General features: G+C 37.5%; 23 protein-coding genes. 16 read left to right on the top strand and 7 right to left on the bottom strand.

The features are described 5' to 3' along the window. Positions 1-53 precede the first annotated feature (53 nt). Together DB42_RS03195 and DB42_RS03190 are read right to left on the bottom strand one after the other, a co-directional pair. A complete protein-coding gene (locus tag DB42_RS03195) occupies positions 54-1,040 on the bottom strand; it encodes a glycosyltransferase (RefSeq protein WP_155117404.1) in 987 nt (328 codons plus the stop codon). Positions 1,041-1,912: 872 nt separating this feature from the next. Then, a complete protein-coding gene (locus DB42_RS03190; RefSeq protein WP_052435944.1) occupies positions 1,913-4,051 on the bottom strand; it encodes a YjbH domain-containing protein in 2,139 nt (712 codons plus the stop codon). A gap of 1,174 nt (positions 4,052-5,225) precedes the next feature. Between DB42_RS03190 and DB42_RS03185 the strand changes: the two genes are divergently transcribed. The 13 genes from DB42_RS03185 (at position 5,226) to DB42_RS03125 (ending at position 12,906) form a co-directional block, all read left to right on the top strand. Continuing rightward, the gene (locus tag DB42_RS03185; protein ID WP_044881707.1) at positions 5,226-5,507 is read left to right on the top strand and encodes an F-box-like domain-containing protein; all 282 of its coding nucleotides are present in this window, start codon (positions 5,226-5,228) and stop codon (positions 5,505-5,507) included. A gap of 145 nt (positions 5,508-5,652) precedes the next feature. After that, the gene (locus DB42_RS03180) at positions 5,653-6,036 is read left to right on the top strand and encodes an F-box protein (RefSeq protein WP_044881706.1); all 384 of its coding nucleotides are present in this window, start codon (positions 5,653-5,655) and stop codon (positions 6,034-6,036) included. Between the two features lie 145 nt (positions 6,037-6,181). Next, entirely contained in the window at positions 6,182-6,556 is a 375-nt protein-coding gene (locus DB42_RS03175; protein WP_044881705.1) for an F-box-like domain-containing protein, read from the top strand. A 144-nt stretch (positions 6,557-6,700) separates the two neighbouring features. Then, the gene (locus DB42_RS03170) at positions 6,701-7,075 is read left to right on the top strand and encodes an F-box protein (protein ID WP_044881704.1); all 375 of its coding nucleotides are present in this window, start codon (positions 6,701-6,703) and stop codon (positions 7,073-7,075) included. A gap of 145 nt (positions 7,076-7,220) precedes the next feature. After that, positions 7,221-7,598 carry an F-box protein gene (locus DB42_RS03165; protein WP_044881703.1) on the top strand — a complete coding sequence of 126 codons (378 nt, stop codon included), beginning with the start codon at positions 7,221-7,223 and terminating at the stop codon, positions 7,596-7,598. Positions 7,599-7,914: 316 nt separating this feature from the next. Beyond that, complete coding sequence (locus tag DB42_RS03160; RefSeq protein WP_044881702.1) at positions 7,915-8,292, top strand: F-box protein; 378 nt, start codon at positions 7,915-7,917, stop codon at positions 8,290-8,292. Between the two features lie 144 nt (positions 8,293-8,436). Continuing rightward, positions 8,437-8,811 carry an F-box protein gene (locus tag DB42_RS03155; RefSeq protein ID WP_042244125.1) on the top strand — a complete coding sequence of 125 codons (375 nt, stop codon included), beginning with the start codon at positions 8,437-8,439 and terminating at the stop codon, positions 8,809-8,811. Positions 8,812-9,127: 316 nt separating this feature from the next. Next, a complete protein-coding gene (locus tag DB42_RS03150; RefSeq protein ID WP_162180747.1) occupies positions 9,128-9,328 on the top strand; it encodes an F-box protein in 201 nt (66 codons plus the stop codon). A 322-nt stretch (positions 9,329-9,650) separates the two neighbouring features. After that, positions 9,651-10,034: an F-box protein gene (locus tag DB42_RS03145; RefSeq protein WP_044881700.1), complete on the top strand. Its 384-nt coding sequence runs from the start codon at positions 9,651-9,653 to the stop codon at positions 10,032-10,034. A 145-nt stretch (positions 10,035-10,179) separates the two neighbouring features. Beyond that, the gene (locus DB42_RS03140; protein ID WP_044881699.1) at positions 10,180-10,557 is read left to right on the top strand and encodes an F-box-like domain-containing protein; all 378 of its coding nucleotides are present in this window, start codon (positions 10,180-10,182) and stop codon (positions 10,555-10,557) included. 455 nt (positions 10,558-11,012) lie between these two features. After that, positions 11,013-11,984 carry an IS5 family transposase gene (locus DB42_RS03135; RefSeq protein ID WP_080502705.1) on the top strand — a complete coding sequence of 324 codons (972 nt, stop codon included), beginning with the start codon at positions 11,013-11,015 and terminating at the stop codon, positions 11,982-11,984. Continuing rightward, positions 11,959-12,303 (top strand): hypothetical protein, encoded by a 345-nt coding sequence (locus DB42_RS10820; RefSeq protein ID WP_080502704.1) that lies wholly within the window; start codon positions 11,959-11,961, stop codon positions 12,301-12,303. The genes DB42_RS03135 and DB42_RS10820 overlap by 26 nt, the downstream gene beginning before the upstream one ends. 387 nt (positions 12,304-12,690) lie before the next feature. Beyond that, a complete protein-coding gene (locus tag DB42_RS03125) occupies positions 12,691-12,906 on the top strand; it encodes an F-box-like domain-containing protein (protein ID WP_162180746.1) in 216 nt (71 codons plus the stop codon). 332 nt (positions 12,907-13,238) lie between these two features. Here DB42_RS03125 and DB42_RS03120 read toward each other — a convergent pair whose 3' ends face one another. The 5 genes from DB42_RS03120 to DB42_RS03100 form a co-directional block, all read right to left on the bottom strand. Next, a complete protein-coding gene (locus DB42_RS03120; protein WP_044881696.1) occupies positions 13,239-14,108 on the bottom strand; it encodes a hypothetical protein in 870 nt (289 codons plus the stop codon). A gap of 29 nt (positions 14,109-14,137) precedes the next feature. Then, a complete protein-coding gene (locus DB42_RS03115; RefSeq protein ID WP_042240358.1) occupies positions 14,138-14,398 on the bottom strand; it encodes a hypothetical protein in 261 nt (86 codons plus the stop codon). A gap of 218 nt (positions 14,399-14,616) precedes the next feature. Then, on the bottom strand, positions 14,617-15,963 hold the full coding sequence (locus DB42_RS03110; RefSeq protein ID WP_044881695.1) for a hypothetical protein: 1,347 nt from the start codon (positions 15,961-15,963) through the stop codon (positions 14,617-14,619). A gap of 982 nt (positions 15,964-16,945) precedes the next feature. Further along, positions 16,946-18,337 (bottom strand): Na(+)-translocating NADH-quinone reductase subunit A, encoded by a 1,392-nt coding sequence (locus DB42_RS03105; RefSeq protein ID WP_044881694.1) that lies wholly within the window; start codon positions 18,335-18,337, stop codon positions 16,946-16,948. A gap of 334 nt (positions 18,338-18,671) precedes the next feature. Then, positions 18,672-19,079: a hypothetical protein gene (locus DB42_RS03100; protein WP_044881693.1), complete on the bottom strand. Its 408-nt coding sequence runs from the start codon at positions 19,077-19,079 to the stop codon at positions 18,672-18,674. 366 nt (positions 19,080-19,445) lie between these two features. Here DB42_RS03100 and DB42_RS03095 point away from each other — a divergent pair, with 366 nt between their 5' ends. From DB42_RS03095 to gspE, 3 genes are read left to right on the top strand one after another with little or no spacing between them, the layout of a single operon-like run. Next, positions 19,446-20,852: a hypothetical protein gene (locus tag DB42_RS03095; RefSeq protein ID WP_052435943.1), complete on the top strand. Its 1,407-nt coding sequence runs from the start codon at positions 19,446-19,448 to the stop codon at positions 20,850-20,852. Then, a complete protein-coding gene (locus DB42_RS03090; protein WP_039386173.1) occupies positions 20,849-23,428 on the top strand; it encodes a type II secretion system protein GspD in 2,580 nt (859 codons plus the stop codon). Before DB42_RS03095 ends, DB42_RS03090 begins: the two co-directional genes overlap by 4 nt. Next, complete coding sequence (gspE, locus tag DB42_RS03085) at positions 23,415-25,043, top strand: type II secretion system ATPase GspE (protein WP_080502702.1); 1,629 nt, start codon at positions 23,415-23,417, stop codon at positions 25,041-25,043. Before DB42_RS03090 ends, gspE begins: the two co-directional genes overlap by 14 nt. Positions 25,044-25,048 lie beyond the last annotated feature (5 nt).

Genomic DNA, 25,048 nt, shown 5'->3' with positions numbered 1-25,048 from the left:
ACGAATAAGGCAGATAGCATTCATTAGTTCCCTTTATCTTTAAAATTGCTTTTTTATTTAACGCTATCTATCAATTTTTTCAGGCTGTTAGTAAATTGGTAGGTTTTCTTTAAATACATGGCTCTATTTTCTAAACCTATTCTCCTTAATTCTTCGATAGGTAACTCTTTTAGATTATTAATAGCCACCTCAAGCTGTACCGGATCCACATAATAGTTTGTTCCTAATAATTGTGGGCTACAGTCCTTGAAGGGAACAAGGCAACGTGGATCCTTGATAAATTCATTCATCGGAGGAGCATCTACCGTGACGACTACCGCCCTAGTTGATAGGGCTTCCATAATATAATGACCGAAGCCCTCCGTTTCACTGAGACATAAATGAATTCCGCAGCTATTTTGCAAATCTCTTAGTGTAGGCTCTTCTACCCGGTGAGTAATCCAATGCAAGTTAGCTTGGCGCGGTCTAACAGTGCAAAAATGTTTAAGGATAATTAATAAAGGAAAAGAAGAATTACGTAACCAGCTATCCACTATCGGCTGCGTTCCTTTCTGCTCACTTCCTCCTGCTAAATGAAAAAACAAAGAAAAGTCTTTTTTTATATGGGAGAGATAACAATCATGACTTGTAAAGCCTAAGAAAAAACATTTTAGTTTTAAGTTTTCAAAAATCCTTTGTGTTTCTTGAGTACGGCACAAAACAAGATCTATTAAGTTTAAAAGCTCTAAATCTTGCGTATACCATTCGGCATTAGGAATAAACCAATTGAGGGAAGCATAAGGAAGCCATGAAGGATTGATAGACTGAAAGAATATATTAATATCTACCTCAGAGGGATGGGGCTCATCATATATATTTCCTAAGTAAACTTGATGTCCCAGCTCTTTAAGAGCCCTGCTAAGGATTTTTTGGTCTGCTTCCAATCCCTTTCCATTCAACTCACTCAATATATTAAACTTAAGTTCTGCAGTTTGAACTGAAGGGGGCGTTAATAGCCAAAAGCTTATTAAAAGCCCTAGTCCTACCATTATTTGATACATATCCTTTAACCTAGGAAAAGTCTCTTTTAAAAAAGGAAATAAGGAGACCAAGATTGAGAGGTATCGATCCCTTTTTCCTTTTTACAAATTTATAGTATATATGAATAATATCGAAATTAAGGAAAAGAGATTTTTTAATTCTTCCCCATTTTTGTTAGGGGATGCCTTAAAATTCTTGTTTTACCTTTATTGGGGTGCCCATTATTAAAGAAATTCTAAAATCCGTAGCTTAATCCCTTATAAGGGAGAACTAGATCTATTTGCCGATGATTAAGCTGATGTTAAGCCGGATTAATAAGTTAAAAGAAAGGTTTTGAGATAACTGCTTAGTTTGAAGGAAACCCACGGCTTGAAATCTCTTAAAAAACTTTTGAATTTTAAGCCATGGGGCAAGCTTCCTATGAAACTAAAATTAAAAGTACTAAAAATTTAAAATTTTCCCCAGCTCTGTTAAAACACACTACATTTACATATAATTTAAAAGAAAATTTTATCTTTTAAAGTCTCTTTTTCTGCTTAAAAACAGGTTCTCGTATGGATTATGTTCACCTAAAGAGCTGCTTAAGTATGTATTAATTTTTTCTTTCAACAGACTTTTAAAGTTAGTAGAAAACTCGGGGAACCATACAGATATTTTTTATCTTACAAACGCACCCATTTCTAACCTAGCTAATTTAGGCAACCAAGCTTTACATAAAGCTTCTCTATGTCTGTTTTTTAATTTCTTTCTTTTTATCATGCCATTTGGCTTTAAAAAGCAGGATTGAGAGATATTTACAGAAAAGCTAATAGACCACCTGAGCTATCTATATAGAGATAGTTTTTTTAAGAAAGCTAAAATAAATGGTTTTTATATCTATCCTCTTCATCCTTTAGAAAGGACTGCTTTGAGTAGAAATCTTCCAGCGCTCATCTTGGATGAGGTCATAAAGATCTCGGCCAGTGAAAGCTGTCACCCCTACATCTCGTAGCCATGCAGAAAGCCCATAGCGCCAGTAATCACGAGCATAGCAGGTATAGAAGACATCCAACGGCATAGAAAAAGATACCCCTTTATCATGATAAACAGAACCGTTAATGACATCATGGCCATTAGTATGGGTGTACCAAATAGTGATAGTAAGCCCACTCTTAAATTTGCGAGACACCTCCCCGCGGATGCCCCAGTCGTTGGCAAGAAATTTTCCTGCTTTTAATTTAAGGTTTACATTCGCCCACTCCCAATTATAATAAAGATTTAGAAAATATTGGGAGCCAATAAATTTTTTATGAGTGAGCGTGTAAGAATGAGGAGTAGAGAACTTTAATTGACGAATTTTATTCGTAAACCAAACGCCATTTAATGCACGCTTTCCAACTAAAGCACCTTCTATACCTACAGCCAAGGGCTTGTTAAGCGGGCAATATAAAAATTCTGTCGCTAAGCCGCCATATTCCTCTTCAAAGAGCCCCAAGGCTACTCGGCTATACCACCCTTTACCCATATTCCAATTTTTTTGAAGATATGCCTCATCAACAGTTAATCCTTTTTGTTGGAAATAGCGAATCATATCTGTACGCACATGAATAAGATGCGAAGGATTCAACCGATCCACGGGAGAAATATGGTGAAGATTAGAAAAAATATTCCACCCGAGTAATACACTATAATAAACATCTCCTGCCAAGAAGCCATTAAAACCAGCGTTTAATCCTAGCGAGTACTTCATTTTGCCACGAGAACTGCCAAAAAAAGAATGAGTCTTAGGAAGCAGCTCAAAATTAAAGCAAGAGCGAGTATTTTTGAACAGCTGTAAATCTTCTCTTGCCGGTGAGGAGGAAAGCTCTGTTCTATGGGTTAATAAATCTAATTCTTGTGCGCCTCTTTTCCCCTCGCCAAATTGTCTGACCCACTTCATATGATACTGATATTCTTGCACAGGAAAACCTAAGTCCGATTCCACGACTATGTTAACTTTTTCTATATCGCTGGGGATCAGCCCAGCTAGAAGATAAGACAGCTGCTCTTGCACATCATATTCCGAGCGAAAAAGACGATTGATTAGATGAATCCGCAAGGCCGTTGGGCGACAGACAGAGGTGTTTTGATTCGCAAGCCTAATTTGTAGGATTTCAAAACCTTGCTCTCGAAAAGCATTGATAAGTTCTTGAGCAAGAATAAAAGGAGGCCTTAACTCTCCCATAGATTCACGGTTAACGGGGGCCTTATAAGGTAGAGGAGTGCCAACTTTAGGAAGAAAACCTTTAGTCGTACCGAAATTGTAAAAAGTCGATAGGGAAAAGGCTAAAGTATGCCCTTTGACATAGCTAACAGCCAAATCATACTGGTCTGCTAATCGATATTTAAGCCCAAAATTTATAGGACTTTTTTTTACCCTTCCTCTTGGATGCTTTTCTATTTCTGGATCTTTATACGGTGTAGCGTCATATTCAGCAACCAAAGCAAGATTTTTAAGGTAATTTTGCTGACTTTGCCGAAAAGGTATCCACACAACCCCTCCAAACCATTTTTTTAAGCGCTTAGTGCCATATCCTAAGCTTAATTCCAAGTTTTGGTTAAGCAACACTTGGGTAAAGACTATATAGTTAGCTATAAAATTTTTAGTTCCCATGAAGTCTTGCAAGCCTACAGCTACACCGGGCAGCTTATAGCCACTCTCTTCAGGAAGTAGGAGAGCAAATTTTAAATTGGCCCCCTTATCGGATAAATCTCCAAAGCCAAGAGGCGTTAAAATGGGATCTGCCACTCCCTTAAAGACCCTATAGCTTCCTGAGACTTCAAGTCTGCTAAATAGTTGAGCTCTTAAGCTAAAGTTTTTATAAGGATGAACATGAGAATATCCTACACCTATTTCACCTGGCTCTCCCATGCGTGCTGAGGGCATATTAAAATAACCGCCCTGCTGATAAAAATCATAGGTAACAGGCATCTTTTCAGAAAGCTTACGGTTAACATATTCAATAACGATAAGATCATTAAAAAGCCTCTCCGCTTGATCTTCAGCACTCATGCAGATGGACCCTCTCCCTATAAAGGAGAGTACACATGCCGAAAAAAATATGAATCTGTAGAAAAAAGATGCTTTTGTCATGAGCCAAGTTAAGCTTTTATAATGAAAAAAAGAATAATTCTTCATCATAGAAATTGCAAGAGGGAAAGCTGATCACTTTCTTCTCTAGCGTTGTTGCATAAATGGGAAAAAGCATCTGCAGTAAGATGACCCTCTAACGCTTAAAAGCTATAAAATTTAATCTGCTAACTCACAAAATTTAAGGCAGATAATGCAAAAAAGCTCACCTACCGCCTATGCAGTTAGCTCAAATATAATACAGCTTTAGCCTAAAAGAAGAAGCATAACTTAATGATCATAGGAATAGAGTTATTAAAGGAGGGTGGGAAAATAAAAGCACAGCAAAGATGAGGTCTATTCTAATAACTCCGTCCTATACGCGTTGATGGATAAGGCTGCTAGCATTTACTTCTTCCAAGCTCAACAAGAATTTTTATTGTTGCTGATTGCCTTGCTGGCTTTATGACTACCTGTTCCCTGTTATCCTTGCATTTACAGGCACGCTAGAGAGCTTGGGCAGTATCTTAAAAAGTTAAGTAGCAAGCGTCCAAAAGAGATAACCTTCGATTCGGGTAGAGTAAAGGTTTAGGGCGAAGGGGAATGAAAAGTGTACCAGCATGCCAACACTAAGCGGAGGACATGAAGTAAGACTCACCTAGACGTCTGCTTAGATATGCATAAAATTATTTTTAAGTGAGCTAATAAAAAAAGCAGTAAAGCCGATGAGCTGATACCCAACATAGATGTATCACAAGCTACCAAAAGGTATAAAAAACACTTACAGAGATGGCCGTTATAATAAATAAGCTTTCTACCGATCATGTACATTCAGGCCATAGATGCTCGAGAGTCCTTCTTAGAAGAGGAAGAAGACTACAAAAAAGAGGCAAATCATCCTTTAAGAGACGAGTTTATTAAGCGTTTTATAAAAAAGCACCACATTATTTAAGCTTTAAACAAAAATATATTGACTTAAAAAATAAAAACAAAAATAATAATTAGTTTAATTAAAAAACAATAACAGATTTTTACCTGCATATGTTGGCAACCATACAAATAGGCTTATTATTTTCCCTTACTAAATTTACTGTTATCTCTATAAGACAGCTGCCCGATGAGCCTGCTAGTGCATATTTTTTCTTTTCTACAAGCTCTCGACCTTTTAGAAGTTGAACTAACATGCCATCGATGGAAAAATTTGGCCGAGGACAAGACCTTATGGAAAAACCTATATCAAAAGCATCTTAAAATATATTGGCGTGAGGGGAAATCTAACAAAAAAAGTTATTTTATCACCCTTCACGGAGAGCGTGAAGATGAAAAAATAATGGCATTTTTAGGGTCTATAAAACATGTGCATAACCTTGAATTAGCAAAATATATAGGTCTGCCATGAAATCTGTAAAACCGATGATGAGAATAATAAATTCTTAATCTTATCTTTGAAAGCAAATCAACCTACAAACAAGAGTAAAGCGGGGTTTGCAACCGCTAATAGTTTACACAAAACGTTCATTAAACATGATAATCAAGGAGAAAAGATGGTAAATACATTGACAAATGCTGATAACCATAAAAATGGGACGACTATTTCCCCCAATGATTCTACTGTTACATCTATAAAACAACTGCCAAATGAGCTGCTACTGCATATTTTTTCTTTTCTGCAAGCTTTCGACCTCTTAGAAGTTGAACTGACATGCCATCAATGGAAAAATTTGGCCCACGACGAGACTTTATGGAAGGATCTGTATCGAAAGCATTTTGAAATATATTGGCCCGATGAGGGACCTTTCAAAGAAAGCTATTTTGCAGCCTATCGAGAAAAGCGTGGACATGAAAAAATAATGACATTTTTAAGCTCCTTAAAACAGGTGGAGCGAAACTTTGAGCTAGGAAGATATATGGGTATAGGTCTGCCATAAAACCTGTAAAATACATGAAGAGAATAATATATTCTTAATTTTACCTTCAAAAGCAAATCACGCTGCAAAGGCAGTGAAGCAAAGGTTGCGGCTGCTAATAGTTTATACAAAAACGTTCTTTATACATGATATTCAAGGGGATAAGATGGTAAATACATTGGCAAATGCTGATAACCATAAAAATAAGATAGCTATCTCTTCTACTGAGTCTACTGTTATCTCTATAAAACAGCTTCCTGATGAGCTGCTATTGCATATTTTTTCTTTTTTGCAAGCTTTCGACCTCCTTGCAGTTGAACTGATATGCCACCGATGGAAAAATTTGGCCACGGACGAGATTTTATGGAAGAATCTTTATCAAAAGCATTTTGAAATATATGGGCCCGATGAAGGACCTTACAAAGAAAGCTATTTTGCAGCCCATCGAGTAGAGCAAAGAAATAAAAAAATTGATGAAATTTTTCGGTCCTTAAAGCATGTGCATAACCTTGAATTAGCAAAATATATAGGTCGGCCATGAAATCTGTAAAATGCATGAGGAGAATAATAAATTCTTAATCTTATCTTTGAAAGCAAGTCAACCTACAAAGGCAGTGAAGCAGAGTTTGTAGCTGCTAATAATTTATACAAAATGTCCTGCGCACACCTTAATTAAGGAGATAAAATGGTAAATACATTGATAAATGCTGATAACCATAAAAATAAGATAATTACCTCTTCTACTGAGTCTACTGTTATCTCTATAAAACAGCTGCCCGACGAGCTGCTATTGCATATTTTTTCTTTTTTGCAAGCTTTTGAACTCCTTGCAGTTGAACTAACATGCCATCGATGGAAAAATTTGGCCCACGATGAGACTTTATGGAAAAATCTATATCAAAAGAATTATGAAACAGATTTGCCCGATGAGGGACCCTACAAAGAAAGCTATTTTGCAGCCCATCGAGTAGAGCAAAGAAATAAAAAAATTGATGAAATTTTTCGGTCCTTAAAACATGTGCATAACCTTGAATTAGCAAAATGTATAGGCCTGCCATGAACCCTGTAAAATACATGAGGAGAATAATAAATTCTTAAGCTTATCTTTGAAAGCAAATTAACCTACAAACAAGAGTAAAGCGGAGTTTGCAACCGCTAATAGTTTATACAAAATGTTCTTTAAACATGATAATCAAGGAGATAAGATGGTAAATACATTGACAAATGCTGATAACCATAAAAATGGGACGGCTATTTCCCCCAATGATTCTACTGTTACATCTATAAAACAACTGCCCGATGAACTACTATTGCATATTTTTTCTTTTTTGCAAGCTTTCGACCTCTTAGAAGTTGAACTGACATGCCATCGATGGAAAAATTTGGCCGAGGACAAGACCTTATGGAAAAACCTATATCAAAAGCATCTTAAAATATATTGGCGTGAGGGGAAATCTAACAAAAAAAGTTATTTTATCACCCTTCACGGAGAGCGTGAATATGAAAAAACAATGGCATTTTTAGGGTCTTTAAAAAAGGTGGAGAGAAATTTTGAGTTAGCAAAATATATAGGTCTGCCATGAAACCTGTAAAATACATGAGGAGAATAATAAATTCTTAATCTTACCTTCAAAAATACATCAAATAGCAAAGGCAGTGAAGTAAAGTTTGTCGCTGCTAATAATTTAGTAAGCGGTCACGAGGGTTAGCAGTGATTAAGTGTTTGACGATAAAACAATAATGTAAATTAATAAGTGCAGTAGATAGAAAAACAGCTATTTGCAAGCATTTTTGGCTTTACAGATGCCCGCAGAATCACATCTAAAGCTAGGTATACCCCTTGACCGCTTACATCCTTCACACAAAACGTTCTTTAAACATGATAATCAAGGAGAGAAAATGGTAAATACATTGGCAAGTACTGATAACCATAAAAATGGGCCGGCTATTTCCCCCAATGATTCTACTGCTACATCTATAAAACAACTGCCAGATGAGCTGCTACTGCATATTTTTTCTTTTTTGCAAGCTTTCGACCTCTTAGAAGTTGAACTGACATGCCATCAATGGAAAAATTTGGCCAACGACGAGACTTTATGGAAGAATCTTTATCAAAAGCATTTTGAACTATATGGGCCCGATGAGGGACCTTTCAAAGAAAGCTATTTTGCAGCTCATTGGGAAAAGTGCCTAGACGAAAAAACAATGGCATTTTTAGGGTCCTTAAAACAGGTGGATCGAAACTTTGAGTTAGCAAAATATATAGGCGTGCCATGAAACCTGTAAAATATATGAGAAGAATAATAAATTCTTAATTTTACCTTCAAAAGCAAATCACGCTGCAAAGGTAGTGAAGCAGGGGTTACGGCTACTAATAATTTATACAAAACGTTCTTTAAACATGATAATCAAGGAGAGAAGATGGTAAATACATTGACAAATGCTGATAACCATAAAAATGGGACGACTGTTTCCCCCAATGATTCTACCGTTACATCTATAAAACAACTGCCAAATGAGCTGCTACTGCATATTTTTTCTTTTCTGCAAGCTTTCGACCTCTTAGAAGTTGAACTAACATGCCATCAATGGAAAAATTTGGCCCACGACGAGACTTTATGGAAGGATCTTTGTCGAAAGCATTTTGAAAATTGCTGGGTTGATGAGAAGCCTTACAAAGAGAGCTATTTTGTAGCTCATCGAACAAAGCGTGAACACGAAAAATTAATGGCATTCTTAGGGTCTATAAAACATGTGCATAACCTTGAATTAGCAAAATATATAGGTCTGCCATGAAACCTGTAAAATACATGAAGAGAATAATATATTCTTAATTTTACCTTAAAAAGCAAATCACGCTGCAAAGGCAGTGAAGCAGAGTTTGTCGCTGCTAATAATTTAGTAAGCGGTCACGAGGGTTAGCAGTGATTAAGTGTTTGACGATAAAGCAATAATGTAAATTAATAAATGCAGTAGATAGAAAAACAGCTATTTGCAAGCATTTTTGACTTTACAGATGCCCGCAGAATCACATCTAAAGCTAGGTATACCCCTTGACCGCTTACATACTTTACACAAAACGTTCTTTGAACATGATAATCAAGGAGAGAAAATGGTAAATACATTGACAAATGCTGATAACCATAAAAATGGGACGACTATTTCCCCCAATGATTCTACTGTTACATCTATAAAACAACTGCCCGATGATCTGCTACTGCATATTTTTTCTTTTTTGCAAGCTTTCGACCTCTTAGAAGTTGAACTGACATGCCACCGATGGAAAAATTTGGCCCACGACGAGACCTTATGAAAGAATCTTTATCAAAAGCATTTTGAAATATATGGGCCCGATGAGGGACCTTTCAAAGAAAGCTATTTTGCAGCTCATTGGGAAAAGTGCCTAGACGAAAAAACAATGGCATTTTTAGAGTCCTTAAAAACAGGTGGATCGAAACTTTGAGTTAGCAAAATATATAGGCCTGCCATGAAACCTGTAAAATATATGAGAAGAATAATAAATTCTTAATCTTATTTTTGAAAGCAAATCACACTACAAAGACAGTGAAGCAAAGTTTGTAGATGCTAATAATTTATACAAAATGTCCTGCGAACACACTAATTAAGGAGAGAAAATGGTAAATACATTGACAAATGCTGATATCAATAAAAATGGGATGACTATTTCCCCCAATGATTCTACTGTTACATTTATAAAACAACTGCCCGATGAGCTGCTACTGCATATTTTTTCTTTTTTGCAAGCTTTCGACCTCTTAGAAGTTGAACTGACATGCCATCGATGGAAAAATTTGGCCCACGACGAGACTTTATGGAAGGATCTTTGTCGAAAACATTTTGAAAAATGCTGGGTTGATGAGAAGCCTTACAAAGAGAGCTATTTTGCAGCCCATCGAGCAAAACGCCGATATGAAAAAACAATGGCATTCTTAGGGTCTTTAAAAAAGGTGGAGAGAAACTTTGAGCTAGGAATATATATGGGTATAGGTCTGCCGTGAGACCTGTAAAACATATGATCAGAATAATAAATTTTTAACCTTATTTTCGAAAGCAAATCAACCTACAAACAAAAGTAAAGCGGAGTTTGCAACAGCTAATAGTTTACACAAAACGTTCTTTAAACATGATAATCAAAGAGAAAAGATGGTAAATACATTGACGAATGCTGATATCAATAAAAATGGGACGACTATTTCCCCCAATGATTCTACTGTTACATCTATAAAACCGCTGCCCGATGGGCTGCTATTGCATATTTTTTCTTTTTTGCAAGCTTTCGACCTCTTAGAAGTTGAACTGACATGCCATCGATGGAAAAATTTGACCAACGACGAGACTTTATGGAAGAATCTTTGTCGAAAGCATCTTGAAAAATATTGGGTTGATGAGGAGCCTTACAAAGAGAGCTATTTTGCAGCCCATCGAGCAAAGCGCGGATATGAAAAAATAATGACATTTTTAGGGTCCTTAAAACAGGTGGAGCGAAATTTTGAGTTAGCAAAATATATAGGTCTGCCATGAAACCTGTAAAATACATGAAGAGAATAATAAATTCTTAATCTTATTTTTGAAAGCAAGCCAACCTACAAACAAGAGTAAAGTGGAGTTTGTCGTTGGTAATAATTTAGTAAGCGGTCACGAGGGTTAGCATTGCTTAATGCTTTTGATGCTAAGGCAATAACGTAAAATAATAAGTGCAGTAAATAGAAAAAACAGCTATTTGCAAGCATTTTTGACTTTACAGATGCCCGCAGAATCACATCTAAAGCTAGGTATACCCCTTGACCGCTTACATACTTTACACAAAACGTTCTTTGAACATGATAATCAAGGAGATGAGATGGTAAATAGTCCGACATGATTTAAAGAGTATTTCATGCTGGAACAATATTTTGAGAGCATTTTTTCCCCTCAATTGCTATGATTTCTTTACGTATAAATCATTTTAAAGCTCTTAATTTCTTGCAAAGTTTACTATGAAACCAATCAAACTAGATAACCAACAAGGCCCTCTTTCTAAATCCCGCTTTAGCGATGAACTTAATCCAGATCATCCTCTTATCCAGCTATCCAAATTGATTGAATGGAAGCAGCTGGAAGAAGAGTTTGATAAGCTGTTTGTAGAAAAGATAGGGCAGCCAGCTAAACCTGTAAAGCTAGTTGTAGGGCTCTTTATCTTGCAACACATGTATGGACTTTCGGATAAAAATGTAGTTTATCGATGGGTAGAAAATCCTTATTGGCAATACTTTTGTGGGTATGGCTTTTGGCATCATGCGCTGCCTATCCATCCTACTTCTTTAATTAAATGGAGGCATAGATTAGGCGAAGCTGGACTTAGCAAGATTTTACAAGGGACGATTGCAGCAGCTGTTTTGACAGGCGCAGTGAAAAAAAGAAGCCTTAAAAAAGTCATTGCCGATACAACCGTAATGCCTAAAGCTATCGCTTTTCCTACCGATGCCAAGCTTTACTTTAAGTCTATTCAAGTGATTGTGAAAATGGCCGATAATTGCCAAATCACTTTGCGCCAAACCTACAAAAAGCTAGCTAAGACAGCATTGTGCATGCGTGCTCGCTATGCCCATGCCCGTCAGCTGAAAAGAGCTAAAAGAGAAGAAAAAAGGCTGCATAATTATTTGGGAAGAGTAATACGAGATTTTGAAAGAAAGATAGAAGGACAAAATCTAGATCAGGAAAGCGCCTTTCTTTTAGACACTATTAAACGTATTTTTAACCAAAAAAGAAACGATTCACCTAAGGTGTATAGCCTGCATGAGCCTCATGTAGAATGTATTGCTAAAGGCAAAGTGGAGAAAAAATATGAATTTGGCCGCAAAGCTTCGCTAGTCATCACTCATCAAGAGGGGTTAGCTTTAGATCTTAGAGCCATCCATGATAACCCGTACGATGGGCACACACTTGAAGAAGCCATTAAGAAAGCTTAAGCATAATAGCGGCAAGAACATCGAAGTAGCGTTTGTCGATAAAGGCTATCGAGGCCATACAGTAGAAGGTAAAACCATATTTATCTCTGGGCAAAGAAAAGGCCTCACACATTGGATTAAATCCCAAATCAAAAGACGCCAAGCGATAGAACCTCATATCGACCATATGAAGAATGATGGCAAACTGGGACGCAATTATCTTAAAAGTCGGTTAGGAGATTGTTTTAACGCCATTTTATGTGGAATTGGCCATAACATGCGTTTAATTTACAACTGGCTAGCCGCTAAAAATTCTCCCAAGCGTCTTTATTCAGGCTAAAAAAGCTCATTTTCTTTTTTAATTGCTTTATCACTCTACCTGGAAGGCTACCTCCTGCTCTAAAACTCTTAATTTTTAGCCAATTTTCATGCTCATCAGCAAAAATTCTTGGATTTTCAGTTTTTTCGCTTAGTACGAAAAGAAATTTCACAATTTTTCTTTCTAAAATGGATGCAATGAAGAAATTTTTTAGGTTAATTCAGGTCGAACTAATCCTACTTCGTTAGGTTTAAGAAGTATCAAAAAATAGCCTTTTAGATGAGTCATGAATAGCTTGGCAAAAAGGGCAAATGATAATCCCGACTTTGACAGCTGTTTTCTAAGTAGATAATTATTAAAGGATTACATTCAAAAATTCAAGCACAACATAGGCGTTGTAACGTAGTAGTGCTAAATACATTGACAAATGCTGGTAACCATAAAAATGGGGCTACTATTTCCCCCAATGAGTCTACTGTTACATCTATAAAACAGCTTCTCGATGAGCTGCTATTACATATTTTTTCTTTTTTGCAAGCTTTCTGCCTTCTTGAACTTGAACTAACATACCATCAATGGAAAAATTTAGCCAAAGACAAGGCCTTATGGAAAAACCTATATTAAAAAACTTTTGAAATATATTAACCCGATAAGGGACCTTAAGAAAAAAGCTATTTTGCAACCTGCCGATTAAGGCGCCGTATCATGAATAGTTGAGAGAAAGTATTCTATGATAAAATTTTTAAAAAAGACACAAAATAGTTTATACTTCATCTTATCCGGGTGTAAACAAAAGTGTTGGCAATCTTTTTTAAGCAGCAGCCTTGTAGGAATTCCAGTAAGCTTCCCAATGACCATTTAATCTACCTATTCTTAAGCTTAGCATCGCATTAGCATTTTCTGCCTTCCACCAAGCTCCCGCTATTTTCAGCCTCTTTTGTACCACATGCCTATGGCTACTTTCTATCTATCTCACCTGACCCAATCGGTAAGCCTTTATCTAAAGCGCTTTTATAATTCATCATATCCAGTCTTTTCTCCATATATCTATAACATCTCACTAAGCCATTCTCCTGCTCAGGATGATCTAGCGCCTTGAACTTAATTTCAATCTCTTTGAAAACTTCTCGGCTTTTTCCAGCTTTTAACTTCTCTTTACTTTCTTCTAACCACTTTTTTGGCTCAAAAATATTGCACCAAATTGCAGCCTCGGATAAATATCCACATAGATGATAAAAATCAATTAAGTGGCCGCTTCGATTGCAAAACTTTAGTTTTATTTGTTCAGCTATCCACGGCGCTCCATCACTTATGGCATGCACATAGCTGCTTTCTTTCAGACCCGCTATAAGAGCACATTCTAGCATCTGTTGACCTGCTTGTTCTGCCGTTCCAATACTACCAGCATAAAAGCGGTTGGCTCTGTCCTTGCCTCTCGCCAAACTTAGTTTGGCTTCTTTCCAACACACTTTCCTTGCTTTTCTTGCATCTTTTTTTGCTTGTTTGTCAATCTCGTCTATCTCCACAATGGGTACCATACTCCCATCTGTTTCATTGATAATGATTGCTTCTTGACTAACCGCTTCTTTTTTTAGCTTAGCTATTTTGCTTGCATGCTTTTGGGCAATCAATCTAACCATGGAAGAAGAAGCTTCAATTCCGTAATGCTCCTTCATCTTTTCCCCTACTTTTCCAAACGTAATATCTGCTCCAAAGTCGGTTATTGCTCGCTCTAACGGTAAAGAATACCCTCTACATCTAACCTTGGAAGATAAGGAAAAGGGTCTAATCAATTTTCCTGCTTGTAAGAAGCATCTTTCTTCCATGCCTACTATCCCAAATGTCGTATACCAACTTAGTTTTTTTTTGAACGCTGTCTTAATTTCATTTCCCGAGCCTTAGCTTCTTGTTCATTTACTTGATGCTCTGCCCAATCCTCAAGGCATTTTTTCCCTAAACCCCTAACTTCGGGAATAAGAGCAAATTCAGCATCATCCGCCACTTCAATCCCTTTAATTCCTTCGGTAATATCTAATAATTCTCTAATGGATTCTAATAAGTTGGGATGATTCTTTAAGCGATTTACTACATTATTAACTTCTTCTTCGTTAAGCATATGCAACCTCCTTTTGCTACGCTTTCAGTATGTATTAATCCTTCCTTATCTTGCCAACACTTTTAATTACACCCATCTTATCCTCTCCTTTCCACATATCTTGCAGCATTCAAGCTTTCTTTTTTCAAAAAAATTATCTAGATAGAGTTTAAACAAGTAAGACAAAATGTTATCAAAAGTTTACCTTAATTCCTTCTCCATTCTTAAAGAGCTTGGCTTTATTTCAATTCGAGCAATTTGTTTATAGTAACAGTTAAAAGTTTAGCTAACATGATGTCATCTTCCGTAGCGATACGTTTTTTCCTTTCTATCTCTCCCCATATTGCATCAAAACTTCCTTTAAATTGTAAAGCTAGAGATTTTCTGTTATCTACTGCTTGTATATGCTCAATATTTATTATAAGGGCTTGATAGATGGCATCTTGGCCGCTTTCTGCTGAAGCTTCGCTAGCCTGTATCTCTTCTTTCTGAGATTCATCGGTCTCTGCAGCAGCTACTGAAGAACTAGAGGCATGAGAAATAATCTCTGTGGGGGAGAGATCTTCTGTTTTATTGCTCGCTTGCGATTCCCTCTTCTCAGCATCGGACGGTACAGAATCATTCAGCCATTCAGGAGGAATAGGTTGAGTCTGAATGTGCTCTTCTGTTTCAGTAAAAGTATTTAATGAAGGCGCATCCAAGATTATATAGGGAGTTTCTGGTTGTGATAGGCTTTCCCTCACCATTTGAATGCCCTCTTTGATAAAAACCTTTTCTGTTTCAGAAAAAGCATCACTGCCAAAAAGATGAGCCTTGCCTGCAATGACTATAATTTTATCAGCAGAGCTTAGACTCTGCTGAATATTTTCTACCATCCCCCTGTTACGCTCAGGAATCGGTTGTATCGTTATTTCTCTTACTATTTCGTGAAACGTTTTTACATATAGCCTTAAAGAGTATAAGAAGCTTAAGGATGCTTCCTTTTGATTGACATGAGATTGAAGTTCTTGGAAAAGACTTTTTAAGTCATCTAAATAGCTTTCTACAGTTGAACGTAATGATGGATGGTTATTATCTTCTATCCATTCAGGTATCTGCGCAGATGTTAGATTCTTCAAGATATTTCCAATTTTTCTCCTGTTACTTGTAGAAGAGTCAGATAAATAGACCATAAAGGCATGACACAAACTTATATGAAAAGGGCTAGCAACCTTATTATAGAAAGACTCTATTAGTGCTTTTGATGCATCTGTATCCCACGATGAGATGTGGATATGCTCCCGAAAAGCACTACGTAATGAGGCTATGTACTCTGCTCTTTTGTTTATATCTCCTTCTACTAAAAGCTTAACCTTACCCTTATTTTCGCTTAAATATTGAGAAGCTACCGCATTTACAAGCTTACCTATCTGTTCCGTTGCTTGCCCATGAATTTCGCCAATCATGATGACTTTAGCCTCCATAACTTGAGCCGGGAGAGAGCCTGAGCCCTGGCTTTCCTCCGAAAGATTACTTGCTACAGCAGTAAAATTGAGTAAGTGATTGGTTAAATCGTTTCTTGAATTGAAAGAAAGATCTGGTTCCATAATGTTATTCTCCTTGAATGAACATGAATTTAAAGCAGTACCTTTCTTGCAATTCCTATGCCAAGATGGGAAAAACAGCTTGTTTGTTACAAGCAAGAGAAAAAGATAGGGAAGGACGTAAAGATGCTGAGGGATGAATTGCTGAAATGTTAGCGAATTAAGCCACCCTCTTAGCTCTAGTCGTAAGGTTGTCACATTTAGAAAAAGCGATACGCTTATAAGCGACTCTTACTTAGACTGATAAAAAGCTTTAAGTGAACATAGGCAATCAATGAAAGAGGAAAAGGAAAATCTTTTCTTTCTAGCCTATTTTTCTTAGGGATTTTTTTAGACCGTCGAATGATAAAAATACGGAAATTAAATTTAAGGAATGTTTTTTATGTTTTTGAAGTTTAAAAGCTTAAGATTAAGTATGGAATGCACGATTTCGTGTTAAAGAAAAATAATTTTTGAGTTAAAAATTACAAGAAAGGGAGCAAAAACTTGTGCCATTAGAAAGCCCCTTTGACCTATTACCTCAATCCCCCCTCCAACTCTTTAAAAATAGATCGAGATACGCAAGACTTAGCTGTAGAGAAAGAAATTAGATCATGAAGGTACCCGGCAATCCAGCCCCCTAACAACTATATAATAATTTTTTAAAAATAGTGTTTAATTTATATTTCCATTGCTTTTTTGCTGCCAAATGACACTACTGATTTAAGTTTAAGATAAACGAAAGAACGCTACCACCATTCCTGGCCCGTCAATTAAAACAATAAGAAGGTAATAGCTTAATAAGATAAAGCAAAAAGGTTGAGAAGCATGAAGGGTATATTTGTGTAGACACTTCAAAGGTATCTATAAACACGCCATCTGAGAGCTGACACTAAAAAAGGATGCCGAAAGTTTAATAACACGGGTAGAAAAATGCCTAAGCGTATTTTCTGTCCTTGCCAAGATCTGCGAGGTTATAAAATTGTAGCTTTTAGGCAGTTTTACGTTAAGCTAAGACCTCGCTTGCATAGCGTTTTAAGCCCTGATCTATAATCTCCCCCATTTCTATTTTAGAAGGGTCTACAAAGGAGGGTAAAGCAAAATCTTCTCCACAGACCTCTAACAACCCTAAAAATTCTGCTAATTCATAATCTTCTGCCATGACTGCTTTCACTAATAGCATAGTGGGTATAGCTAAAGGTTGAACTTGGTCGTAAAGGGTAGAATCAATGAAAGCGCGCTGCTCGCCGTGTTGATTGGTTGTAAAGCTATAGTCTTTCTTAAATCTAGCTAAATGCCCGGAAAGATAACCTTTACTAAAAGAATATTTATTTATCCCTAATCTGAAAAAATGAAGAAACTCTCGCGAGTTATTTTCAGGAAATACACAGCAGGTATAATCTTCGCTGCCTAAAAAATCAGTTTCTTCTACCTTGCGTCCTGTTAAAGGATCTCCTGAAATCAAACGTTGGCAGCCTGGTTGTAGACGTCCGGCTAACAAGGAAGCGATGGGATAGCCTGCTTGCACTTTAAAGTAGCCTGTGCGATCAGGTAGAATACCGGGACCGGCTATACTGATGACACGTTCGATATGATAATGACCATGGGCTAAAAAATATCCTAAGGCTACCACCTGCTGGGCATTAACTACCCATACAATATCATCGGCCCTCTTGATAGGATCTAAAGCTTGGATATGCACCGACACATTGCCAATAGGGTGAGGCCCTTCAGCTGTATGTTGCTGAACATTTTGTGCTTCAATAAAAGCTTTACATGTAGAGCCTGCGCGATAAATTAAGTGGACTGTACCGGTAGTTAACTTTGCAAGGGCATTTAGGCCTAGCTGAAATTCATCTTCATAGCCTTGCACTTGCATTTCTGCCGGCGGATTATAAGGAGCCGACTCAATTGCTTTGACAAAGATAGAGCGCGGAGCCTTATGAGGATCGGCTAAATTATTAAAAGGCCTAACACGAATATTAGAAAAAAAACCTTTTTCTTTCATTAACTCTATAAGGTTTTCTTTAGGCATTCCTTCAAGAGGTTTAGCAGGGCGCTCGGCAAAAGGTTGGTCTTCACTTACAGTAATTATAATCTCTTGTAAGATCCTTTTATACCCTCGCCTTATCTCTTTAATAATTCCTGAAGCAGGGGCGACAAACATTCTCCCTGGGCATCCCTTATCTTCTACAAGAGGCTGGCCTATTTTGACAGCTTCATCTTGTTTAATAAGAAGCTTAAATTTCAGGTCAGCAAAAGGTTTTAAATCTAGAGAAACTGTAGAGGGAGCATCCAAAGAAATTACTTGGCTTGCAGAGGATAAAGAATGCGCATGCTCATTAGGTTTCCCACTTAAAGGGATATCTAAGCCTCTTGTTATTTTTATATATGCCATGAATGGATGCCTCAAATAAATATAGCAATTTAATGGAAAATTACTGAAAAGAATAGTTTTTAGCAAGCATTCAAGGAGGCTTAAGAGAATTTTTTTAAGGATTAAACAAAACTTTCTCTCTTATCACACTCACCTTATTGATCCCTTATTTGACCTTTACTTTTAATTTAAAAGCAACAGCTTACAAGCAGCTCCCTTCTCTTTAATAAATTTTTAACGCACTTTAGCCCAGTAGGGAAAAACAAAAAAACCTAAAAACTCATAAAAATTTATTCTTTTTGAAAGTTAAATCATGAGTTATAGGTTTAGTAGGTAAAGTGTAGGCTAAAAAAATTTAAGCACTGCTAGGGCTAAAAAGATATTTTACAATGACCGCTAATAGGGCCCCTACAAAAATCCCTGGAGCAGAAATAAATAGAGCAATAGCTACCACTCCTAGTACAATTCCCCTCACGATTCCTTGCTCATCAATAAACTCATTAAAGTGGCTAAAAAGCTCTTGAATTTCTACAGAATAATAAAGTCCTGAAATAATCCCTATCAGCATTCCTCCTGAAAATTGTTCAAAAAACAAGAGAATAATGCCTAAAATCATAATAATATAAGCAATGGAATCTTTCGTATTAGTCTTAGCAAAATCGATCAAACCATGGATTTTCTTCTCTCCCTTCTTAGGATGATCTGCCTCTACTTCCTGTATACCCTCTTGAGATGGATCCTTATTCTCTTCGCCAGCGTTCATTTAGCCCCCTTATCGGTAGTATTATTACTTGTTTGTCAATATAGATCAGGTTTCAAGAAATATTCAATAAAATAATTGATAAAAGAAAGTGAATTAACCTTTACAATAGGCATGCTTCAAGTCAAATCTTCCTAAGCTTCTAATTGTAAACAGGCTAAAATCTATCTACTAATTTTTATTTCTCTATCCCCTACTAGGAAATTCTTAAACAATATAAAGGAGATATTTTAAGGCTTTTCATTAAAATTTTCTATAACCCTTTCTTTCACTCATATAACCCACTAAATTTCATAAATCTAATAAAATTTCTCCATCAAAATGAGGGGGATCCGTTATAATTCTTCCTTGGTAACTATAAAGTGTGATATGGAAAAAAAATGGCTTTTTGGCGTTAATTTAGCAATGACTTTTACAGTTATAGCACTCTTGATAAGTGCTTTAGCTTATCGCTGGACTCGTCCTCTTGAAATTCCAGTCAACACGCTTACTGATATAAAAAGAAACTTACCCAGAAGCTGCTACAGTCAAACACAAGAGGCTTACGATGCAATCAGGCATTCCATTCTCCAGCTAAAACACTTTCCTATTACCCTGCAGTTACCCGATCTACGCAAACATCTAATTTACTACGGCACAAATGATCGACCCGATGCAAAAGAAGCTCTCCCTTTGCTTCATTTTGCTTTTAATGGAAATCCTTCGGTTTCTTCAATTTCCCCGGCAGAGAAAATGTATATTTCTTATAATCGCCAGGCAAATCCTTCGCAATACGTGTTCAATCCCGACAATCTCCCAACCCCTCTTTGGCTTCAAGCTACAGCAAACGATCAAGACGCTAGCGTAAAAGTCAATATGATAGATGATAAAGGTCAGATCATTCAAGAACCTTGCTCTTACGCTGAGTTTACTTTGCCTAAAAAAGAATATGTGCGTACGCATGTTCCCTGGGAAATAGGAAAGTGGCGTGTTGACGGTAGCTTATTAGCCCGCCAAAAAGCACGATGGTATGGTACAGACCGTTTTTTAGAAGATCATGGAGGCAGCGAGCATAGCCTAAATATGGGTAAACAAAGGCTTGATTTTGGCGAAGGCGAAGGGGTTTATTCACTTTTTGTTGGCTTAGGGGATACATTGATATGGAAAGAGGACCAATGGAAACTTGTCAAGCCAGGTATGGATTCTTTAGGTTACCCGTTATTAGTTATCAAAAAAATTGATGATCGTTTGATGCAGCTAGAGCTTTGGGATATAGAGGGGCGTTCCAAGATAGCTCTTAATCTTCTAAAATCTTCTGAACCTTGGATGCCTCAGAATGCCTTACAAAATTTTAAATTTTTAGGATCCCATACCCATTCTCAATTTGTTTTTGAGATTAGTAAGAAAAGAATATTATTAAAGCCTAAAGATTGGTTAATCTTAACCAGTAGCGGATGGAAAAAATTAAGTAAGCCTCAAGAGGTTGATGACTATGTCTCCCGCAAATTGGTGGGCATATTATTCATATTTGGGGGTATCGAACGTAAAAATGAGCAACAATTGTTAGTAGGTACTCTTTATAATTCGTCGCGTTCGGAAGCTAAACCCTTAGAGCTTCCTATTACTTCTGCATTTTTAGGTAGAAGAAAAGCAGAAGGAAAGGAAAAAGATCTACCCTCCAATAACTCTTTGCCGCCAACCTCTTCCCCTGCGGATCTAAATTCTCCCCCACCTCTCCCTATAATATCTAAAAGATTTGAAACTGAAAAAACTCTGGAACCCTTGAATAGCTTATGAAAACAACTAAAAATTTCTTTTGCTTTTCTCTATTAAGCATTTTTATTTTCTTAACAAGGGTATTATCACCTTTATGGGGGCAAACAATTGCTGAGAAAAAAGCTAGTTTTACGCAAAACAGTAATGATCTCCATCCAGAGATGCAAGAATATTTAAGGGAGATCAATCATGAGCTAAAAGAGCAACAAAGCCAGCTACGCGATTTATATGCAGAAGTGGAAAAGCTCTACAGCATGAATGCTCCTGAAGAAGCTTACCACAAGCTTTTAACTCAAATTAACACCTTACGTAAAAGCATTCAAGATGCCCAAAAAGGGTGGCAGCAACTGTCGGCTGAAATGGCGGCTACAGAAGGTTACTCTTTATGGCATCAACCTGACACTAATATTGGGCAACTTGTTATCGACTATGGTTCTCAAAATTATGTTTATTTGCTTTCTCCTGAGATTGCAACAGTAAAATTAAGTGTGGATTCTAATCTCCCTATTCCCCGGGCCTCGTGGGATGAAATGTTGGAATTAATTCTTGTACAAAACGGCATAGGTTTTAAACAGCTAAATGCTTACCTGCGCCAACTCTATTTTCTTAAGCAAGATAGATCGAATTTAAAGATGATTACTAATAAGCGAGAAGAGTTAGACCTTCTACCTGCAGAAGCACGTGTTCTTTTTATGCTTTCCCCTGAAGCTGCCGAAATCAAACGTGTTTGGCATTTTTTAGATAAATTTATCAACCCTACCACTACCGTTCTTCAGTTGATTGGTCGAGACATTTTAGTGGTAGCACCTAAGATAGACCTTCAAGAACTGCTCAAGCTCTATGACTTTATCTCTGCCAACCGGGGAGATAAAGAATATAAACTCATCCCTTTAAAACGTATTGCGGCTGAAGAGATGAGTAAAGTTCTCTCCGCTGTTTTCGAGCAACTCTCGGGAACCTCTCCTTCCCTGGGAAAGATTTCTGAAAGAAATGAAAAAACATCTGCTCACTTAGATCTTGCACGCGTAGCCAACAACTTTTCTTCCGAAAATAACAGCTCGACTGTAGAAGCTAACAGCCTGCGTATTATTCCTCTTAGCAACTTGACTCCCGCTCTTTTTCTTTATGGAACCAACGAAGAGATTAAAAGAGCGGAAAAAATTATTTGCGAAGTAGAAAGCCACATGGGAGGAGTTAGCGAAAAAGTCATCCATTGGTATACCACACGCCACTCTGATCCTCTTAAATTAGCCGATATTCTTCTCAAAGTCTATGCTCTGATGGTTCAGCAACGTCCAGGCATGCGCACTGATAATCAAGCTTTCTCTGAATCATCTTCTCCTGAGCTTGCTGCCTCCTCGAATGGGAAAAAAGAATTAAATAACGGCTCTCCTTTCAACGCTTTTGAGGGAGGCTACTATTTAAATGACCGTTATATCGTTAATCCGGATCCTTACGAAGAAAACAACCGTGCTATCGATCCCAATGGGGGCCGTACCAACTTTATAGTAGACCCAAAAACAGGAGCCATTGTCATGGTGGTAGAAGCTGAGCTTCTTCCCAAGCTTAAAGAATTAATTAGAAAATTAGATATTCCTAAAAAAATGGTACAGATTGAAATTCTCCTTTTTGAAAAAAGGATTAGCAACCAAGATAATATTGGCTTAAATTTATTAAAGATTGGCTCGGATGCTTTAAATGCCCATGCAACCGGCTTAGATTATAATGTTAACTTTTTCCAACCTCTCGTTAATAAAATCCTGCCTGATAATAGGGGCATTACCACCTTTTTTATGAATCGAAAAAAATCAAGTAGGATTCCTGCATATGATGCAGTGTATCAATTTTTAATTTCACAAGAAGATATTTCTATCAACGCCAGCCCCTCAGTATTGACTTTAAATCAAACGCAGGCCCACATCGCTATCGAAGATGAGATCACTGTTAATACAGGGGTGATCATTACCCCTGTAACTAATACCACTGCCCTTAACAACACCTTCGCTCGTGCACGGTACGGGATTAGAATTGACATCACTCCTATCATCCATACAAGCCACGAAGGGTTAGGGGGAGAGCCTAATAGCAATTTTGACGATCATGAGGAGGAAGGCGATTCCATTACACTCCAAACAGATCTGGTCTTTGAAACAATTAATGGTGGCCTTAATCCCTCGCAGCCTGATGTAACTAGGCGGGTGATTAACAATGAAGTCCGCATACCTGACGGCCAAACCGTTATTTTAGGAGGATTAAGAAGAAAAATTACCGATGATGCTAAAGATTCTATCCCTTTTTTAGGAGAAATTCCTGGTCTGGGCAAGCTTTTTAGTTCGACTGCAATGACGGATAATAGTGTAGAGATGTTTATCTGTATTACTCCCAAAATTGTTGCTGACCCCAAAGAAGATCTTGAGCTTTATCGCTATAGAGAGCTTACACGCCGTCCAGGAGATATTCCTTCTTTCTTGTATGCCCTTGAAGAAGCAAAGAATGCTGAAAAAGATCGCTTATTACGGGGCACGGTACAGCTTCTCTTTGGAAGAGAACAAGAGCGCTGCGAGCCTTTACCTTTGGGAGAATATGACGGAAGATAAATATATAACCTCAGGCTCACTGCATTCAAAAAAAGAATCGCCCAAGCAAAATGATGACCATAATCGCCATCTTGCTCTTCAATTCGGCATGGTTATTTATAATGATCTTTCCTCCTTCCGTATCTCTAAAGAACTAATAAAAAAAACCCCCTACACTTTTGCTAAGAAAAATTTTATCCTTCCTCTTCAAGAAGATAAAGAGACGGTGTTAGTCGTTATAGCGGATCCCTTACACCTTGAAGCTTTAGAAGAATTGCGTCTTATCCTCAACAAGACAATTAAAGCCGCTTATTGCCCTAAAGATGTGATCCTTGCTTCGATCAATGATTGCTATAATTTAGAACATGGCGAAGCTTCAGAAATGCTCGCTCACCTCACGCGCGGCGATGAACGGGTAGAAGCTGAAATTGAAATATATGACCTTTTAGACAATAGCCAGCATCAAGCCCCTATCGTTAAAGTTATCAACTTAATTTTAACAGAAGCTATCCAACAAGGCGCCTCCGATATCCATTTTGAGCCTTCTGAAAATGGCTTGCGCGTAAGATATCGTATCGACGGGGTCTTACAAGCGCGTCATAGTCCTGCTCCTGATCAACAAGCTCAGTTGCTCACACGTATAAAGGTGATGTCTAGGCTCGATATTGCTGAGCATAGGCTTCCTCAGGATGGACGCCTTAAGCTAAAGATGGGACGCCGTGAGATTGACTTTCGCGTCAGCACAGTTCCTGTATCTGGAGGAGAGCGTATTGTCATGCGTATTCTTGATAAAGGTAATGTCATTTTAGGGCTAGATAAAATTGGCATGCCCTCTAATTGTTATAAGGACTTTAAAAAATTAATCGCCGTTCCTGAAGGCATTATTCTTGTGACTGGACCTACCGGAAGTGGTAAAACCACGACATTATATAGCGCTATTTGCGAGATGTACAATGATGAAACCAATATCATGACAATCGAAGATCCTGTAGAGTATAATTTGAAAGGCATTGCTCAAATAGGAGTCCATCCAAAAATCAAGCTAGATTTTGCCACAGGCTTACGGCATATTCTACGGCAAGATCCAGACATCATCATGATTGGTGAAATCCGCGATAAAGAAACCGCAGAGATTGCTATTCAAGCCTCTCTTACCGGTCATCTTGTATTAAGTACTCTTCATACCAATGACGCTCCTTCTGCCATCACCCGTCTTGTGGATATGGGCATCGAGCCCTACCTACTCTCCTCTTGTATTATTGGGGTACTAGCCCAACGTCTTGTACGCAAAATATGTTCCCATTGCAAAACTTTTTATACTCCTACAGATCAAGAAATACAAAATATAGGCTTAAAAAGAGAAAATTTATCGGAAGGGCATCTTTTCCATGGTACAGGCTGCCAGGCATGCTATGGTTCAGGATATAAAGGACGCCATGGTATTTATGAATTAATGCTTGTCAACCATGCCGTCAAGCAGCAAATTGTTAAAAGCCCTGACGCGGTAGAACTCCGAAGAGTGGCTTTACATGCAGGCATGATGAGCCTATTAAGTCATGGCAGCATGCTAACTAAACAAGGGATTACCACTGTTGCTGAAGTTTTACGTACCACGCGTGGCATTGAGGAGGGCTAAGACCT

This window comes from Neochlamydia sp. EPS4 (genome assembly GCF_000813665.1).
GTDB lineage: Bacteria > Chlamydiota > Chlamydiia > Chlamydiales > Parachlamydiaceae > Neochlamydia.
This window is presented reverse-complemented; position numbering and strand designations above follow the sequence as displayed.